Origin of the sequence: Salipiger pallidus (assembly GCF_014643635.1) — a bacterium.
Classification (GTDB): domain Bacteria; phylum Pseudomonadota; class Alphaproteobacteria; order Rhodobacterales; family Rhodobacteraceae; genus Salipiger; species Salipiger pallidus.
The window spans coordinates 80,331-97,476 of record NZ_BMJV01000009.1; the positions used below are offsets into that span (position 1 = coordinate 80,331).

17 protein-coding genes and 3 pseudogenes are annotated in these 17,146 nt (G+C 62.6%); 12 read left to right on the forward strand and 8 right to left on the reverse strand.

Translation table 11 applies throughout. The features are described from left to right. Positions 1-19: 19 nt before the first annotated feature. The 3 genes and pseudogenes from IEX41_RS18340 to IEX41_RS21970 all read left to right on the forward strand — a co-directional run. On the forward strand, positions 20-1,027 hold the full coding sequence (locus IEX41_RS18340) for a TRAP transporter substrate-binding protein (protein ID WP_188791774.1): 1,008 nt from the start codon (positions 20-22) through the stop codon (positions 1,025-1,027). A gap of 105 nt (positions 1,028-1,132) precedes the next feature. Beyond that, the gene (locus IEX41_RS21965; protein ID WP_373285666.1) at positions 1,133-1,438 is read left to right on the forward strand and encodes an alpha-hydroxy-acid oxidizing protein; all 306 of its coding nucleotides are present in this window, start codon (positions 1,133-1,135) and stop codon (positions 1,436-1,438) included. Between the two features lie 206 nt (positions 1,439-1,644). Further along, a pseudogene (locus IEX41_RS21970) lies at positions 1,645-1,941 on the forward strand (NAD(P)-dependent oxidoreductase); the annotation flags it as partial. A gap of 272 nt (positions 1,942-2,213) precedes the next feature. On the opposite strand, the gene IEX41_RS18355 reads toward IEX41_RS21970, so the two are convergent. From IEX41_RS18355 to IEX41_RS18370, 4 genes are all read right to left on the reverse strand, one after another. Further along, positions 2,214-2,888 (reverse strand): GntR family transcriptional regulator, encoded by a 675-nt coding sequence (locus IEX41_RS18355; protein WP_188791776.1) that lies wholly within the window; start codon positions 2,886-2,888, stop codon positions 2,214-2,216. A 133-nt stretch (positions 2,889-3,021) separates the two neighbouring features. Further along, a complete protein-coding gene (locus tag IEX41_RS18360) occupies positions 3,022-4,503 on the reverse strand; it encodes a tripartite tricarboxylate transporter permease (RefSeq protein WP_229673358.1) in 1,482 nt (493 codons plus the stop codon). Between the two features lie 14 nt (positions 4,504-4,517). Then, complete coding sequence (locus tag IEX41_RS18365) at positions 4,518-4,973, reverse strand: tripartite tricarboxylate transporter TctB family protein (protein ID WP_188791778.1); 456 nt, start codon at positions 4,971-4,973, stop codon at positions 4,518-4,520. 72 nt (positions 4,974-5,045) lie between these two features. After that, a complete protein-coding gene (locus IEX41_RS18370; protein WP_188791779.1) occupies positions 5,046-6,002 on the reverse strand; it encodes a tripartite tricarboxylate transporter substrate binding protein in 957 nt (318 codons plus the stop codon). 253 nt (positions 6,003-6,255) lie between these two features. Between IEX41_RS18370 and IEX41_RS18375 the strand changes: the two genes are divergently transcribed. From IEX41_RS18375 to IEX41_RS18395, 5 genes and pseudogenes are all read left to right on the forward strand, one after another. Then, a complete protein-coding gene (locus IEX41_RS18375; RefSeq protein WP_188791780.1) occupies positions 6,256-7,110 on the forward strand; it encodes a hypothetical protein in 855 nt (284 codons plus the stop codon). Then, complete coding sequence (locus tag IEX41_RS18380; RefSeq protein ID WP_188791781.1) at positions 7,107-8,021, forward strand: NAD(P)-dependent oxidoreductase; 915 nt, start codon at positions 7,107-7,109, stop codon at positions 8,019-8,021. The genes IEX41_RS18375 and IEX41_RS18380 overlap by 4 nt, the downstream gene beginning before the upstream one ends. Positions 8,022-8,038: 17 nt before the next feature. Next, positions 8,039-8,719 (forward strand): RraA family protein, encoded by a 681-nt coding sequence (locus IEX41_RS18385; protein ID WP_188791782.1) that lies wholly within the window; start codon positions 8,039-8,041, stop codon positions 8,717-8,719. 58 nt (positions 8,720-8,777) lie between these two features. Then, positions 8,778-9,500: pseudogene (locus tag IEX41_RS18390) on the forward strand (hydroxymethylglutaryl-CoA lyase-like TIM-barrel protein); the annotation flags it as partial. 756 nt (positions 9,501-10,256) lie between these two features. After that, positions 10,257-10,560 (forward strand): annotated as a pseudogene (locus tag IEX41_RS18395) (hypothetical protein); the annotation flags it as partial. 174 nt (positions 10,561-10,734) lie between these two features. Here the strand turns inward: IEX41_RS18395 and IEX41_RS18400 are convergent. Further along, on the reverse strand, positions 10,735-11,400 hold the full coding sequence (locus IEX41_RS18400) for a TetR/AcrR family transcriptional regulator (RefSeq protein WP_229673359.1): 666 nt from the start codon (positions 11,398-11,400) through the stop codon (positions 10,735-10,737). 167 nt (positions 11,401-11,567) lie between these two features. On the opposite strand from IEX41_RS18400, the gene IEX41_RS18405 reads away from it, so the two are divergent. The 4 genes from IEX41_RS18405 to IEX41_RS18420 all read left to right on the forward strand — a co-directional run bounded on the left by IEX41_RS18405 (position 11,568) and on the right by IEX41_RS18420 (position 14,676). Further along, the gene (locus tag IEX41_RS18405) at positions 11,568-11,996 is read left to right on the forward strand and encodes a MaoC family dehydratase (RefSeq protein ID WP_188791783.1); all 429 of its coding nucleotides are present in this window, start codon (positions 11,568-11,570) and stop codon (positions 11,994-11,996) included. A gap of 70 nt (positions 11,997-12,066) precedes the next feature. Beyond that, positions 12,067-12,984 (forward strand): SDR family NAD(P)-dependent oxidoreductase, encoded by a 918-nt coding sequence (locus tag IEX41_RS18410; RefSeq protein WP_188791784.1) that lies wholly within the window; start codon positions 12,067-12,069, stop codon positions 12,982-12,984. Between the two features lie 4 nt (positions 12,985-12,988). Continuing rightward, on the forward strand, positions 12,989-13,477 hold the full coding sequence (locus tag IEX41_RS18415; protein ID WP_188791785.1) for an acyl-CoA thioesterase: 489 nt from the start codon (positions 12,989-12,991) through the stop codon (positions 13,475-13,477). Further along, the gene (locus tag IEX41_RS18420; protein ID WP_188791786.1) at positions 13,474-14,676 is read left to right on the forward strand and encodes an acetyl-CoA C-acyltransferase; all 1,203 of its coding nucleotides are present in this window, start codon (positions 13,474-13,476) and stop codon (positions 14,674-14,676) included. The genes IEX41_RS18415 and IEX41_RS18420 overlap by 4 nt, the downstream gene beginning before the upstream one ends. Before the next feature lie 133 nt (positions 14,677-14,809). On the opposite strand, the gene IEX41_RS18425 is transcribed toward IEX41_RS18420, so the two are convergent. From IEX41_RS18425 to IEX41_RS18435, 3 genes are read right to left on the reverse strand one after another with little or no spacing between them, the layout of a single operon-like run. Further along, positions 14,810-15,286: a thioesterase family protein gene (locus IEX41_RS18425; protein WP_188791787.1), complete on the reverse strand. Its 477-nt coding sequence runs from the start codon at positions 15,284-15,286 to the stop codon at positions 14,810-14,812. Beyond that, positions 15,283-16,257 (reverse strand): branched-chain amino acid ABC transporter permease, encoded by a 975-nt coding sequence (locus IEX41_RS18430; RefSeq protein ID WP_188791788.1) that lies wholly within the window; start codon positions 16,255-16,257, stop codon positions 15,283-15,285. The genes IEX41_RS18425 and IEX41_RS18430 overlap by 4 nt, the downstream gene beginning before the upstream one ends. A 1-nt stretch (position 16,258) precedes the next feature. After that, positions 16,259-17,146 carry a branched-chain amino acid ABC transporter permease gene (locus tag IEX41_RS18435; protein WP_188791789.1) on the reverse strand — a complete coding sequence of 296 codons (888 nt, stop codon included), beginning with the start codon at positions 17,144-17,146 and terminating at the stop codon, positions 16,259-16,261.

A 17,146-nucleotide genomic window follows, 5' to 3' on the forward strand; every position in this document is an offset into this window, starting at 1 on the left:
CAAAGTGAGGAGAACCAAGATGAAACCCATCAAGACCCTGCTCTGGTCCTGCGCGGCCAGCTGTGCCTTCGCCCTGCCGGCCATGGCTGCCGACTACACCATGATCATGGCCCACGGCCTGTCGGACCGGGCGCACCCGCTCTACAAGGCGTTCGAGAAGATCGAAACCGACATCGAGGAACGCTCCGAGGGCCGCATCGATGTGGTCGACCAAGGCGGTGGCGCCCTTGGTGGTGACCGCGAGGTCATGGAATCGCTGATGCTCGGCGACATCCAGTTCGCTCCGCTGGGTACCTCGGGCGCAGTGCAGTTCATCCCTGAATTCGCCGTGTTCGACATTCCCTACGTGCTGCCGACCGATCCGGCCGTGCTCAAGCCACTGCTCAACGACAGCGACCTGTCCGAGCAGCTGACCAGCGTGCTCGCGGACCGTGGCATTATGTTCGGCGGCATCCTCGACGGCGGCTTCCGCAACCTGACCACCTCGGGAACTGAAGTGCACACGCCCGCCGACATCGCCGACAATGGCCTGCGCATCCGGGTTCAGGAAAACCCCGTGCACATCGCCATTTGGCGCGATCTCGGTGCCGCACCGACGCCCATCGCCTTCCCCGAGCTTTACGGCGCTCTGCAGCAGGGCGTGGTCGACGGGCAGGAAAACCCCTACGGCCACATCCTGTCCCAGCGCTTCTACGAAGTGCAGGATTACCTGATCAACACGCAGCACATCTTCCTCGCGAACATCAACCTGATCAACCAGGAGTGGTTCGAGGGGCTGCCCGAGGATTTGCAGACCATCGTCTCGGACGTGCTGGCCGAGTCGGTGGACTACCAGTGGGATCTGCAGGCGGAGGCCGAGGGTGACATGCGTGAGCAGCTGGCAGAGCATCTGACCATCATCGACCTGACCGACGAGGAAATCGCGCAGTTCCGTGACCAGACCTCGGGCATCATTGACATGGCGCGGGAACGTGCGGGCGACGAGACCGTTGACGCGCTTCTTTCGGCAACCGACAGCGCCCAGTAAGACAAGACGCCCCGCCCTTCTACAGGGGCGGGGCCCTTCCCTGAAGGCCGCTCCGGTAGGGCAACTGCGAGACTGGATGACCTGCGCGATCGGGCGCGCCGCAAGCTGCCGAAGATCTTCTTCGACGACATCGACGGCACTGCCTTCAGCAAGACGACGGCACACTACAACCGTGCCAATTTCGATGACATCCTGCTGCGCCAGCGTGTTCTGCGCGACGTCGCGAACTTCAACCTCGCCATGACCATCCCTGGACGCGATCTGCCGATGCCGGTCATGCTGAGGCGAGTGGGCTGTTCCGGGCTCTTCGCCGCGCATGGCGAAGCACAGGCGGATCACGCCACAGACACCCCGTCGGCGGCCTGCGCGAGAAGAACATGCGCAAAGAGGCTCGCAGGACTGGAACCATGAGTGATGGCGTTCCGTCAGTCCTGCCTGCGGGTCAGCAAGGCGATGCGCTGGAAGTGTCCATGGCGTGTAAGCCGACACATAGCGGTTTCAGCGGCTGCGCTGTCTCCGCCGTCGATCGCCTGACAGATTTCTTGATGTTCCTTGAGCGAGAACGACCCTAAGTCGTACTTGCCGGGGGTGGTGCCTCGATGGCGCGCGCGCTCGGGATGCAGGTCACGGCCTTCGATTCCGCTTTGCGGGCAGAGGATCTTTCGCGCGATGAGTTCGAACTTTGCAGCAGCATCGACGCGCTGGTCGCGAGCTCTGACATCATCCCGCTGCACTGCCTGCGGGTTCCATCCACGCGGCAAAAGGTGGATGCGGCGTCCCTCTCCAGGATGCAGAGCCACGCAATGCTGGTAAACACCGCCCGTGGCGAGATCATCGACGAGACCGCTCCCGGGGCTGCTTTCAGGCAAGGGGATAGCGCCGGCGCTTCCGGCGACAGCTTTGAGGTGGAGCCACCTTACAACGGTCATCCCCTATTTTTGGCGTCCGAACTGATTGTCTCGCCTCATGCTGCGGGCCTGACCTCGGGGGCCGAGCGCGATGACAACGATGGCAGTGCATTTCTTCATGGACACGATTGCTGGCAAGGATGTGTCAGCGGAATTCCGAGCCGAGGCCAAGACCCTCGACGGACTGACCGAATAGGAGATCCACATGAGTGAAGGCTTTGGAATCCGCGAAACCTGAACGCCTGCCAGTGTGGCGGATGTAGAACGCGGAGAGGCGATCAGCCTTCGACGGACCGTCGTGGTGGCCGCTGCGTGTTGAGCTTGGTCTTGCGAAACCGCTCGATCGCTGCACATAGATGGGATGTCACTGCGGAGCGAGCCCACTCGGCGTTGCGGCTGCGCAACGCGTTGATGATATCCTGATGCTGTCGGATACTCTCCATCGCGTCCTCATCGGAATAGATGAAGAAGCCGCCGATGATGAGCGGGTATTCCAGTAGGTTCATGCCAAAGACCCGGAGCCGGGCGCTACCGCAGAGATCGTAGAACATGGTATGAAACGCTAAATTGTGCTGCTGCACTTGGTCGAGATAGCCTTTCGGACGGGTTTTTACGGCCTCCTCGATGCGGTTGTTCAGCCACTCCATGCGCGCGATGTCCTCGTCTCGGACATGCCGGGTCGCCCAGGCGGCAGCCTGCCCTTCCGCAAGAAGCCGGAGTTGGAAAATCTCTTCGGTGTCGCTTTCGCGCCATTTCGTTACGATGGCTCCGCGCTTCGGCGCCGCTTCAAGTAGGCCTTCGGTGATCAGGCGCTGAATCGCCGTGCGAACAGGAGTCCGGCTGACCCCCAGCTCGGTGGCGATGTGCTCCTCTTTCAACTTCATGCCAGGTTCGAAGAAGCCGGCGATGAGTTTGCGACGAAGCTCGGTATGTACGTCGTCACTGACACTCATGCTCGGAGGCCTCCTGTTTCCCTTGGTCTGCCTTTTAAGAATGCGAAGATGGGTTGCGCAAGCGATACCTAGGAAACGGAACGTTCCGGTCCCATGTGGGGCCGAAACGTTCGGATGTCTGTGGCTTTATAGGTCAGGCCTTGGCGTTGACTTTGTTCTTGCGCCAAGTCGTCCAGGCAGGCGAAACAAGCGCGATCACAACAAGAAACGCCAGGATGATCGAAATCGGACTGCGCACGAGGTAGGTGATGTTGTCGCCCGAGATCAGCAGGGCGCGACGCAGGTTCTCTTCCGCAATGGGGCCCAGTATCACCGCAAGTACCGCCGGGGCCGTTGGGATCGAAAGACGCTCCATTGCGAAACCGATCAGGCCAAACACCAGCATCAGGATGACTTCGAAAATGCTGTTGTGAATGGCATAGACCCCGACGGTAGTCAGTACGAGAATGATCGGCCCGAGGATCTGGCGCGGTACGCGAAGAACGTTGACATAGGCGCGCGCCCCAAGTTTGCCAATGACAAACATCATCCCTGAGGTGACAAGCATTGTCAGCATGAAGCCGTAGGTGACTTCCGCGTCCGCCCGGAACAGATCGGGTCCGGGACGCAGCCCGTGAACGAGAAGGGCGCCAAGAATGACTGCGGCGACCGCATTGCCGGGAATGCCTAGCGTCAGCGCCGGTATCAGTGTGGCCGCCGTGTCCGCATTGTTGGCGCATTCGGGCGCTGCGAGGCCCGCGGGTTCACCTTTGCCCCAATTGTCCTTGTTCTTGGAGTAACGCCGCTCTTCCTGCCAGGCCAGAAGCGCAGCGATATTGCCTCCGAGTGCCGGGATAAGCCCGACAATAAGGCCGATGGCAGAGGAGCGGAGCCACGTCGGTATCAGGCTCGACCAGGAGAAGTTGGCGGTCTTCTCGCCAAGGTCCACATTGCCTGCATCAATCGTGTTGCGGCCCATCATCAGGTCGATCGCTGGAGGGATGGCATAGAGCCCTGTCAGCAACACGATGATGTGGATGCCAGAGAGAAACTCGACCGATCCGAAAGTGAAGCGTTCGTTGCCGGTGATGGTGTCAATCCCCACGACCCCAAGGCAGAGGCCGAAGCATGCCGAGAGGATGCCCTTCGCAGGGTTACCCGAGAGCATGATTGCGATTGTCGTCATCCCGAACACCGCGAGCCAGAAATAGTCGGCGGGACCGAAGCGCAGGGCGATCATCGCAAGCGGAGGCGCGAGCAGCAGCAGTGCCACGGCGCTCACCGCGCTCCCGATGGAGGACGACACGAGCGAAATGTTGAGCGCGAGCCTTGCTTTGCCTTGCTTGGCCATCTCATGGCCGTCGAAGACAGTGGCAATGCCGGCGGGTGTGCCGGGGATGCGCAGAAGGATCGCGGGGATCGAGCCGCCATACATCGACCCGTTGTAGATGCCGGCGATCATGCCCAGAGCCACGAGCGGCTCCATTGTAAAGGTCAGCGGAATCAGCACGGCGATGCCCATCGTCGCGGACAGCCCCGGCAGCGCGCCGACAGCGATACCGACGGCAGTGCCGACGATCATTGCGAGAAGAACGCTCGGATCGAGCAACGCAGGCGCGGCCTGCGCGATATTCATGAAAACGTCCATGATCAGAATCCAGCCATGGTCAGAAGACGTTCGGGCGGTAGTGGCACGGCCAGAAGCGCCCGGAAGACAATGTAGAGTACGACAACGAAGCCCACCGTCGTTAAGCTGGTGACAAGGGCGTTGCGATAGCCGAACGTATAGGACAGCGCGGGCACGAAAATCAGGGTGGTGGTGAAGAGGCCGACCCACAAGAACCCGGCGACAAAGGCCGCCCCTGCGCAGACGATGGTGAGAAACCGACGCACATCGGCCTGCATTACCATTGGCGCAGCAGCTTCATCCTGCGCCGTAACGAAGATACCGATGGCCCAGGCAATGCACATCAGCAAGCCGAGGCCCGATGCCGCGCTTGGCATATAGGCTGACCGATTGCTGTAGTTCAGGCCGTTCCAAAGCAAGACAGCAAAAAGGATGCCGAATAAGCTGGCCGCAACCAACTCGGTGTGGCGCCTGCTCATGCGCTTCCTCCCAAATCCGAATAGTCATCCACCCTTGCTGGCCGGCACAGACCGGCCAGCAGAGTGGCGGCGTCACTTAACCCAAGGATCTTCTTTCCAGAGAGTCTGCAGATTGCTGTCGAGCTCGTCCAGTTTGGCTTGGAAATCAGCCGCATTCTGGAAGTCCAGCGGAAGGTCCTGCTTTTCAGCGGCCGCTAGGAACTCGGGATCCTCCACGGTTTTGGCAATGGCCTCCTGCAGAGCGTTCAGCGCCTCTTTGGGGATCCCCGCCGGAGCACCGATGCCGCGGCTGGACCCCATTACGAGATCATAGCCCTGTTCTTGGAAGGTCGGAACATCGGGCGCGCCGGTCCAGCGCTTTTCACCCATCTGGCCGAGCGCAATCAGCTCGCCCTCATTGACGAGAGATGCCGCCTCGCTGATGTTGAGCCCTGCCATGGCAATATGCCCGCCCATGACGGCAGCGCGCACATCTGCGGCACCGGAAAACGGAACGTGGGTCATCGAGATGCCCGTGAGGCGCTCGAATTGAAGGACGGCGAGATGATCATCGCCGCCGACACCAGAGGTGCCATAGGTCACGCTGCCAGGATTTTCCTTTGCGTAGGCAACTAGCTCGTCGAGCGTCGTGAACGGCGAATTCGGCAGAACATTGAAGGCTCCGGCATCATCGACCACATTCGAGACGGCCTGAATGCTGTCCATGGAGTAGCGCGTCTGGCGCGCAATCGGAATGCTGAGGATATTCGGCGTGTTGATGAAGCCGATGGTATAGCCGTCGGGCCTTGCGCGGCTCAGTTCAGTGAAGCCCACTTCGCCGCCCGCTCCGGGCCGGTTTACCACCGTGATCGTGGCGCCCTCGCCCAGATACTTCTCGATAAAGGGCGCAAGAGTGCGCGCCGCGGTATCTGTGCCGCCTCCGGCGGAGTAGGCGACGATCATCTCGATCGGGCGCTCAGGATACTCGGCCGCTGCCGCGCCGGCGATGGTCAAGCCGAAGGCTGACGCAATGGCGAAAAGTCTCTTCATATTCCCCTCCCTGAGGATTCTCGCTGCGGCCCGCTCTCCATGCGGTCGCTCATTTTTGGATACAAATATGATACAGGCCTGTCTAGGAAAATCTTATGAAGGTTGCCAAAAGTCGTTTAAATTTACAATTTATACCCGAATAACAATATGTTGAGTTGGATCGACCAAGAATTCCTCATCTTCGCGTTTGTCTTTTTCTTGCTTTTTGTTTTTAGTTTGTATTTTTAAGCTCCGTGGGAAGAGGAGAACCAGCATGAATGAACAAAGCCGTCCGGCGGCTCTACTGATCGGGTACGGTGAGGTTGGCCGCGCCTTCGGTGCAAAGATCTCTGCACATGGCTGGTCTGTGACGTACGTTGACCCGTTTGCACTTGAAGAGACGGGAGACGCGGTTGTCCTCTCGGCGCTTCCGTTGGAGCTTGCACAGGACACCCTGGTTTTGGGCCTGATGCCGTCCGCAGCGGCAGAAGGGGTTGCGCGGGATCTGGCGCGGGTCGGTGGAGCGTTCCTTTATCTGGATCTCTCATCCTCTCCGAAGGCTCTGATGGAGGTGTGCGCCGATGCCTTTACTGAGGATCGGGCGCGGTTTGTCGACGGGGCGATCATGGGATCGGTCGATCTGTCGGGGGCGAGTGCTCCGATCTTGCTTTCAGGGCCGCGCGCCCCGGAAGCCCTGGCAGCCCTGCAGGAATTGGGTTTCAGCGTATCGGCGTTGCCCGACTCCGCTGCGGGAGATGCCGGCGGGATCAAGCTCTTACGCACCTTGATGACCAAAGGTATCGAGGCCCTGGCCGTCGAATGCTATGCGGCCGCAACCGCCATGGGCCTTCAGGTGCCGATCCGCGACAACCTGACCGACATCAGCGCGCGCCCCTTTCCTGACCTGCTGGATGCTATGGTGCGCTCGCATGTTCTGCACGCGCCGCGCCGCAAGTATGAAGTCGCCGCCGCGATTGCGCAGGCCGAGTCCTACGGGCTGAAGCTACAACTGACCCAATCCGTTCTGCAAAGCTACGAGCGCACGGTCCGGCAGCTTGAAAACACCGCACCGAAAGGGCCGCTGTCGACAGATGAAGCCGTTGCGCTGCTGTCGGAGCAATTGAAATGAGCCGTCCGATCGTTCACGTCGTCGATCCGGTGCATCCCGATGTCGTGGCGTTGCTGCAGACCGAGGCGGAAGTCTGGCTAGGGGATGTGCCGTTTCCCTCCGCCTGCGATGCGGTAATCGTGCGCACGGCGAAAGTCGGCGCCGACGAGATCAGCGCCTGTCCGAACCTGAGGGTGATCGGAAAGCATGGTGCGGGCCTCGACGCAATTGATCTAGAGGCCGCCAGCGCGCGGGCGATCACCGTCCTGTCGACGCCGGGGGCCAATGCGGCATCGGTATCAGATCTGGCCATCGGGTTCGCCCTCGCGCTCATCCGCCAGATTCATACCGTCACACTTGCAGTCAAGGCAGGGACGCCACCGAGCGGCGCGCAGAAGCGCGGGTTTGACCTAGCTGAGCTTCAGGCCGGAATTTTCGGCCTCGGCGCCATCGGCAGGGGGACCGCGCAGCGGCTCATCGGGGGCTTCGACGCGCCTGTTCAAGCTTTCGATCCGGGCGTCTCGGATCAGGACTGGCCCGCTGCTATCGCCCGCTGCGACAGCCTCGAACGCCTGCTCGAAACCAGTGACATACTTTTTGTCCACGCGCCCCTGCTCCCCGCGACCCAAAACGCTCTGGATGCCCCTGCGCTGGCCCGCATGCGCCCCGGCAGTTTTCTCGTCAATTGCGCGCGAGGCGGCATCGTCGATGAGACCGCCCTCGCGGCTGCCATCCAGTCGGGACACATCGCCGGGGCCGCCGCCGATGTGTTCGCTGTGGAGCCTCCCTCGACGGAGAATCCGCTGATGGCCTGCGAAGCCTTTCTCGCCACACCGCACATCGGCGGCTCCACCAATGGCGCACTTGTCCGTGTCGGCCAAGCGGTCGCGGAACAGATCTTATCGGCGCTGCGCGCACCCAACACCATCTAAATACAAGGAGATATCTCATGACCACCGGTTTCACGATCCGTCCGCGCAAGGCAAAAGTGGATGCCACTCTGGCGGCGCGCTTTGCCGCTTTGCCGGTTGCCAATGTGTCGGATTCGATGAGTCGCATGACTGCGGCCGGCACGCGCCTGCGCCCCTATCATGCGCAGGGCAAGGTGCTGTCTGGCGCGGCGATCACCGTTAAGACCCGGCCGGGCGACAACCTTCTGGTCCACAAGGCCATCGACATGGCCGAGGCGGGCGATGTCATCGTTGTCGACGCGGGCGGTGACCTGACCAACTCGATCATGGGCGAAATCATGGTCTATCTCGCGCAAGAAAAAGGCGTCGCCGGGTTTGTGATCAACGGGGCGATCCGTGATGCCGATGAGATCCGCGAGTCGGGGATCGGCATGTATGCCGCCGGGGTGACGCATCGCGGTCCCTACAAGGACGGCCCCGGCGAGATCAACGTTTCGGTTTCCATCGACGGCATGGTCGTCAATCCCGGCGATCTGATCCTTGGCGATTGCGACGGAGTGCTGTGTGTTCCGTGCGAAGAGGCCGAAGGTCTCATCACACTCGCCGAAGCCAAGCAGGCGGCGGAGGTCAAAGAGATCGCAGCGATCCGCGATGGCAGCGTGGACCGCAGCTGGGTCGATACGCTTCTGAACGATCGTGGTGTTCAATACCTCGACTGATGCTCTAACAAGGTGGTGAAAAACTCCGAGTGCCGCCATCCGCCGCATGGACCCCGCTCTGCGCGACATCCGCGCCAAGATGCCCAACATCATGACGCAGATGCTGCTGCGCGCCTCCAACGGCGTGGGCTACACCAACTACCCCGACAACGTGGTGCAGAGCTTCTTGGCGCAGGCGGCGGAGAGCGGCGTCGACGTGTTCCGCGTCTTCGATTCGCTGAACTGGGTCGAGAACATGCGCGTCGCGATGGACGCGGTGATCGAGAGCGGCAAGGTCTGCGAAGGCACCATCTGCTACACCGGCGACATCCTCGATCCGGACCGGGCGAAGTACAACCTCCAGTACTATGTCGACATGGGCAAGGCGCTGAAAGACGCCGGCGCGCATGTGCTGGGTCTCAAGGACATGGCCGGCCTGCTCAAGGCCAACTCCGCCGGGGCTCTGGTCAAGGCGCTGAAGGAAGAGGTCGGCCTGCCGATCCACTTCCACACCCACGACACCTCGGGCGCGTCCATCGCCACCGTGCTGGAAGCGGCGCGCGCGGGCGTGGACGCGGTGGATGCGGCCATGGACGCGCTGTCGGGCAACACCTCGCAGCCCACTCTGGGGTCGATCGTCGAGGCGCTGCGCCACACCGACCGTGACACGCTGCTGGACGTTGGCACCATCCGCGAGCTGTCGAACTACTGGGAAGCGGTGCGCGGGCAGTACACCGCGTTCGAGTCCGGTCTTCAGGCGCCTGCATCGGAGGTGTACCTGCACGAGATGCCCGGTGGTCAGATCGACGCCAAGGACCTGCTGATCGAGTTCGAGTGAAGGGAGATGGGGCTCCGCCCCCGCCGCGCTGCTCGCGTCAGACCCTGCATGATCACCTACCGGTACAGGGCGAGCGCTTTCATGATTTGCATGCGATCCTTGGGAGTTCAAGGTCTGAGGCGCTTGGGGGGGCTGATGGCCCACATCGTTCGGCGCAAGCCCCGCGGGTTCCACCTGGGCAATGGGGTAGTTGCTTCTGGTATTGGGTAACAATTGAGACGTGTGTCCAACAATCTAGCAGACTGGCTGCATTTCGTTTTTCGTAATTTGGCTTATCCGACGCGCAGTTCGTCCCAAGATCGTCGCGTCAAATCTCCAAGGTCGCGAGATAGATTTCAGAAACAAAGTTGAGTGTGCCCGCTCTGAATGATCTTTCATCAAATGATTTAAGATTTGGATCGCTCTGATGGTCGGGGCCATTCAATTCTCTGTCCTGCCCCACAGGGCTCTTCAACTGTAAGCAGGAAACGGCCCCAGTGTAGGGCTGGATCCGACCGGGTCAGCTCGCAAGGTGTTGAAGTACCAGTGAAGGAGTATCGCGACTTCTGATTGAAAGTACTTTCCGTAGCACACGGATGATGTTCGCCTCGGGCGACGAGACAAACCCCCGGCGCGCGCCAGAACACGTGGTGGTCGACAAACTCCTGGCGCGGGCCGATCACGTGCGAGGTCAGCGCAATGTCCAACGTTTCGGCCACCGATGCCGCTGCCTCGGTCCAGGCGAGCCATGGCCGGATCACGAAGCAGGGCAATGCAACGGCGTGAACGATGCTGGTCGCGACGGCGCGCAAGATCGCCGTCCTGATCTGGCATCTGCTCAAGAAGGCGAGGACCTACCGCTGGGCACGGCAGAACATAGTGGGGATGAAGATGTGCAAGCTCGCGCTACGTGCCGGGGCGCCCAAACAGCATGGCAACAAGCCGGGTCCAGGGCGCGACTATTGGATTAAGGAGATCCGCCCCCCGGGAGGTGGAGCTCGTCACCAATGCGGAGGCATCCTACGCGAGGATGGTCGAGGCATGAGAAGACAGGCCACCAAAGCCCTAACCGTCGTGAAAATAGTCGGGAAAGGGGGTTATCAACATAATCGGTGTCGATGCACCCCTCCTCGAGGTAGAGCTCAAAGGAGTGCCAACGGGAGAGCCCACAGCGGAAGGCCTTGGCAAGTGCGCTCGGGGCGGTGAAGTGCGTGTATGCTCAAGTCACGCCCTTAATCTGCAGCCCGGCGACCTCGACAGCCATGGCCTTTTGGGTTTCGGGGCTTTCATCTGCGCGCGGGCGGTACCAGATTGCCATCCAGTTAACAGCCCCAAGAATGCCCTTCACCGCAAGCGACGTATCGGCGGTCTCTCGCACGCTTCCATCCGCCTGACCTTCATGGAAGACCTGCACGAAAAGCTGTTCGAACTGGTGCCGGACGTCCATCAACTCGTTCAGGATGACCCGTTGCTCTGGGGTGGTGGCGCTCAGCCTGTGCAGGTGCACGCCTTGCACGACGACGGCCTCGTAGGCGACATTCTGCATCATGGTGAGGGCGTGCGCCTCGACCATCCGCTGCAGCTTTTCGCGGCCCGTGCCGCCTGCGTCCATCGCAGCGGTCACGGCATCCATCAGGCGTGTCATGCCCTCGCGATGGACCTCGAAGAAAAGGTCCGTCTTTGACCGGAAGTAGTGGTAAATTCGGCCCTTCGTCGCGCCGAGACGGCGGGCCACATCGTCGATGCTGGTCCCCTGAAAACCCATCTCGGTGAAGCAAAGTGCCGCGCAATCAAGAATTTCGACGACGCTTTCGACAAGGTGACCCGACTCTTCGTGGCCGCGGATCCTTGATGCCCATTCGCGGTGAATGCCTTCGTTCGCCACCCGGTGCCCTCCGGTGAGTTTTTAGTTTTTATATCATCCAAGCCATAAAACGGATCGCGAAATCAAACAACAATCTTCGCGTCGGGGATCAGGTCTGGACAGTATGCGACGAACATACTACGCAGTATGTCGCAAGTGTAAAGCCAAGACTTCTCAAGGACACTCCCATGCATGACGCGGCCGCTTCGTTCGCTTCCGACTGGATCACGGTCGACCAAGCCATGGTCGACCGGTTCGCCGATACCATCGATGACCACCAGTTCATCCATGTCGACCCCGAACGCGCTAAGGCCGAAAGCGCCTATGGCGGCACCATCGTGCACGGGTTCTTCGTGCTCTCGCTTCTGACGGCCTTCACGCGCACCGCCCTGCCCCAGACGGGGCAGGGCGCGGTCGAGGTGAACTACGGCTTCGACAAAGTGCGGTTCCTCGCGCCGGTGCCGGTCGGCTCCCGCCTGCGGGGCCACTTCAGCGTGGCGGGCGAGACGGCGAAGGCCGGGGGCGTCCTGCGCAGCTATGCGGTCAGCGTCGAAATAGAGGGTGCGGATCGCCCGGCGCTTGCCGCGGACTGGCTCGTGCTAATCGTCGGCGGCTGAGGCCTCGGGCGGGCCGGGTGCGGTCACATCAGGAAATTCTCAAAAGACAAACGGCTTGGAGGAGATAGACATGCCGGTTTCATTCAAGGATCAAGTCGCGATTGTCACTGGCGCGGGCGGCGGTCTGGGCCGCTCTCACGCTCTCATGCTTGCCCGTCACGGTGCGGCGGTCGTGGTAAATGATTTCGGTGGCGGCAGAGACGGGAGCGACGGCACCACCGAGGCTAGCGAGGCCGTGGTGCGCGAGATCACCGCCGAAGGCGGCCGGGCCATAGCCAATGCCGGCAACGTCACCTCCGAGGCAGACATGGCCGCACTGGTGGAGCAGACGCTGTCGGCTTTCGGGCGCATCGATGTGCTGATCAACAACGCGGGCATCCTGCGCGACAAGAGCTTCGCGAAGATGGAGATCGACGACTTCCGCCGCGTCGTCGACGTGCACCTGCTGGGCACTGCGATTGCCACCAAGGCGGTCTGGGCCCAGATGCGCGAACAGGGCTATGGCCGGATCCTCGTGACCTCGTCGACCTCCGGCAGCTATGGCAACTTCGGCCAGGCGAATTACGGCGCCGCCAAGATGGGGGTGCTCGGGCTGATGAACGTGCTGCATTTCGAAGGCGCCAAATACGGCATCCACCTGAACGCGATCCTTCCGACGGCGGCGACCCGCATGACCGGCGACATGATGGATCCGGCGATGCTGGACCTTCTGGAGCCGGAACTGGTCTCGCCGGCGGCGGTCTGGCTCGTAAGCCGCGACGCGCCCTCGCGCACCGCATTGCTGGCCGGGGCGGGCACCGTCGCCCGTCTTGCTCTGGTCGAGAGCCAGGGGGTGTGCTTTGCCGGCACGGATTTCACCCCCAGCGCCGTCGGGGACCGCTTCGACGAGATCGCCAGTCTCGACGGCCAGATCGAGGTGATGGCCGGGCTCGACCATGTCGATCGCATCATTGCCAACGCCCGCGCGGCGGTGGCAGAGAAGGGCTGACGGCATGTCCGAGCGTCTCGAGCCGCTGCCGCAGGAGGCCTATGGCTGGCATTACGCCACCGTGCCGCAATGGGCTGATTCCGATGTCTATGGCCACGTCAACAACGTGGCATACCTGCGCTATTTCGATACAGCCATGAACGTGGCCTTGCTGGAACACGGCGCCCTCGACCTCTCGGCTTCAAGCGCCGGGCCGATTGGGCTGGTGGTGCGCAACGGCGCCCAATTCTTCCGCGAGATCACCTTTCCCGCGAGCCTCAGGGTCGGGGTGCGGATCGAGGCCATCGGGCGCACCAGCCTGACCTGGGGCTTCGGTCTCTTCGATCTCGCAAAGGGAGCATGTGCCGCACGGGGGCAATTTGTCCATGTCTACGTTGACCGCGCCACCCGCCGCCCTATGCCCCTGACCCCCGCGCTGCGGGCCTGTGCCGACGCGCTGTTCCGCGATCCTGCCACTGTCCCCGTCACCGACAAACAGGAGGCCCCGAAATGAGGGAAGCCGTCATCGTCTCGACCGCCCGCACTCCGATCGGAAAGGCCTATCGCGGCGCTTTCAATGCCACCACCGCGCCCCGGCTCATCGGCCATGCCATCGCGTACGCCGTGAGCCGCGCCGGGGTCGAGCCGGGTGAGATCGAGGATGTCGTCGTCGGGGCCGCCCTGCAGCAGGGCACCATGCATATGAATATCGCGCGCACCGGCCTGCTGCGCGCGGGTCTGCCGGTTTCGGTGCCCGGGCAAAGCGTCGATCGGCAATGTGCCTCGGGGCTAATGGCCATCGCCATCGCCGCGAAGCAGATCATTTCGGACGGCATGTCGGTGACCATCGGCGGCGGTGTCGAGCAGATCTCGCTGGTGCAGACCCCCGAGATGAACACCCGCCACTGGCAGGACCCGTGGCTGTCCGAGCATCTGCCCGCGACTTATATGTCAATGGTCGAAACCGCCGAGATCGTCGCGCGCCGCCATGGCATCCGCCGCGCGGATCAAGATGCCTACGCGCTGCGCTCGCAGCAGCGCACCGCCGCGGCACAGGAGGCGGGTCGGTTCGACGACGAGATCGTGCCGATCACCACGCTCATGCAGGTCACGGACCGGCAGAGCGGCGCCACCTCGATGCAGGAGGTGACGCTGTCCCGGGACGAGGGCAACCGTCCGGGAACCACGCTGGAGGGCCTCTCCGGCCTGTCCCCGGTGTTCAGCGACGGCCAGCAGATCGGGGTGGGCGAGTATGTTACCGCAGGCAATGCCTCACAGCTGTCCGACGGCGCCTCTGCGGCGGTGCTGATGGAGCGGGCCGAGGCCGAGCGTCGCGGGCTGGCACCGCTCGGCCTCTATCGCGGCATGGCCGTCGCGGGCGTGTCGCCGGACGAGATGGGCATGGGCCCGGTGCCCGCGGTCCGCAAGCTGCTGGCCATCCATGGGCTGCGGGTCGAGGATATCGGCCTGTGGGAGCTGAACGAGGCCTTTGCGGCGCAGGTCCTGCCCTCGCGCGATCAGCTGGGCATTCCCGACGAGCTGCTCAACGTCAATGGCGGCGCGATCTCGATCGGGCATCCCTACGGCATGTCGGGCGCGCGGATGGTCGGGCACGCGCTGATCGAGGGCAAGCGGCGCGGCGTGCGTTTTGTCGTCGTGACCATGTGCGTCGGCGGGGGCATGGGGGCGGCCGGGCTGTTCGAGGTGCTCTGAACGCCGCCCACACCCACGACTCCAGACGGCCGCCGGTTGCCCCGGCGGCCGTCTGCTCTTGTATGCCTTGGGCAAGGACAAACCCGCCCGTGTCGCCCCGAGAGGGTCTATCGATGCTCTTAAGGTGGAGGCCTCAGCCGAGGCCCGTCGGCCGCTCGAGCCAGCCCGGGCGTCCGATTGGCCGGAATTGGGCTGACAGTCCAGCCAGCCGCTCTGCGGTGGCGGGTGGGAACGGTGCGGCGCGGGGCGTGCCCGTGTCACGCGCCACATGCAGTAACACCTGTTCACACCACGCCAGCAGGGTGCCGTCCCCGGAGCGCATCTCCTGATAGAGATGCATCCGCTTGGGATCTGCGGCCTGCACCCGGGTCTCGACCATAAGGGCATCGCCCTCGTGGCATTCGCGCTGGTAGCCGATCCGCATCTCCAGCGTGTAGAGCGTCGCCCGTGCCGCGGTGCGGTAGGCTTCGTCGAGCCCGATGTCTTCCATCATCGCGGTCGCGCTGCGCGAGAAGGCGATGCCATAGGCGAAGTCCCCCATGTGGCCGTTGTAATCGACCCAGTCGGACAGCACACGGAACCGGCTGACGGGCAGGTCGGGGGCGCTCATTTGCGTCTCCATGCGGGAAGCCGGTGGCGCAGTTCCCCCACGATGCCGCGGCGGAACAGCAGCACGCAGACGATGAAGGTCGCGCCGAGAACCGTGGTCACCGGAAAGCCGGACGTGGCGAGATGGTTCTGCAGCGTGACGACGAGGCCCGCGCCGACAATGGGACCGGCAATGCTGCCGATACCGCCCAGCAGGGTCATCAGAATGACCTCACCGGACATGTGCCAGTTGACATCCGTGAGGGTGGCGAACTGGAACAGCAGCGCCTTGAGGCTGCCGGCGAGACCGGCAAAGCCCGCCGACATCACGAACGCCCCCAGCTTGTAGCGCTGCACCGAGTAGCCGAGCGAGATCGCGCGCTGCTCGTTCTCGCGGACCGCCTGCAGGATCATCCCGAAGGGCGAATGCACGATGCGCCAGATCGCGAAGAGGCTGGCCACGAACATCGCGGCGACGAAGTAATAGAGCGTCGTGCTGTCGGCGAGGTCGACGATGCCGAACAGTTTGCCGCGGGAAAAGCCCTGGATGCCGTCCTCACCATGGGTGAATGGCGCCTGCAGGCAGAAGAAGTAGAACATCTGCGACAGGGCCAGCGTCACCATGGCGAAGTAGATGCCCTGACGGCGCACGGCGAGCAGCCCGATCACCAGTCCCAGACCCAGCGCGGCCCCTACACCGGTGAGGATGGCGAACTCGGGGTTGATCTCCCAGACCTTGAGGGCGTGGGCCGTGACATAGGCCGCCCCGCCGAAGAAGGCGGCGTGGCCGAAGGACAACAGCCCTCCGTAGCCAAGCAGCAGGTTGAAGGCCGATGCGAATAGCGCGAAGCACATCAGCTTCATCAAGAGCACCGGATAGACCCAGAGCGGAAGCAGCAGGAGCACACCGATCAGCGCCAGAACCAGGACCCGCTGGGCGGGATGCGATCGACGGGAGTCCGCGACCGTCTCGTAGTCTTCGGCTACAATCATGTCAGTATTCCTTTCCGAAGAGACCCGCAGGCCGCAGCATCAGCACCACGGCCATGATGATGAAGATCGCGATATTCGCGGCCTCAGGGTAAAACACCTTGGTCAGCCCCTCGACGATGCCAAGCAGATAGCCGGTGGCGATCGCGCCAAGGATCGATCCCATGCCGCCCACCACGACCACCGCGAAGATGATGATGATGAGGTTTGATCCCATCGTCGGGCTAACCTGAAAGACCGGCGCGGCCAGAACCCCGGCGATGCCCGCAAGGGCGCAGCCGAAGGCGTAGGTCAGCGTCAGCAACAAGGGCACGTTCACGCCGAAGGCCTGAACCAGCGTGGCATCCTCGGTCGCCGCACGAAGGTAGGCGCCGATCTTGGTCTTCTCGATCAGCGCCCAGGTGCCGAGGCAGAGCACGAGCGACGCGATCACGACCCAGCCGCGATAGATTGGCACGGTCACGAAATCGGTCCGCACCACGCCCTTCATCGCCTCCGGTGCCGAGAACGGTTTGCCCGAGGCGCCGTAGACATGCTGGAACAGCCCCTCCAAGAGCAGGGCAAGCCCAAAGGTGAAGAGCAACCCGTAGAGATGGTCGAGATCGTAAAGGCGCCGCAGCATGGTGCGTTCGACGACCGCGCCCACGAGGCCGACGATCAGCGGGGCAAGCAGCAGCGCGCCCCAGAATCCGATGCCTAGATACTGCCCCAGCATCCAGGCGGTGAAGGCGCCCAGCATGTAAAACGCCCCATGGGCAAAGTTCACCACGCGCAGCAGGCCGAAAATCACCGCGAGGCCCAGCGACAGCAGCGCGTAGAAGGAGCCGTTGATCAGGCCGATGAGCAGCTGTCCAGTAAGGACAGGCAGCGGCATCCCGAGTATCATAGTCAT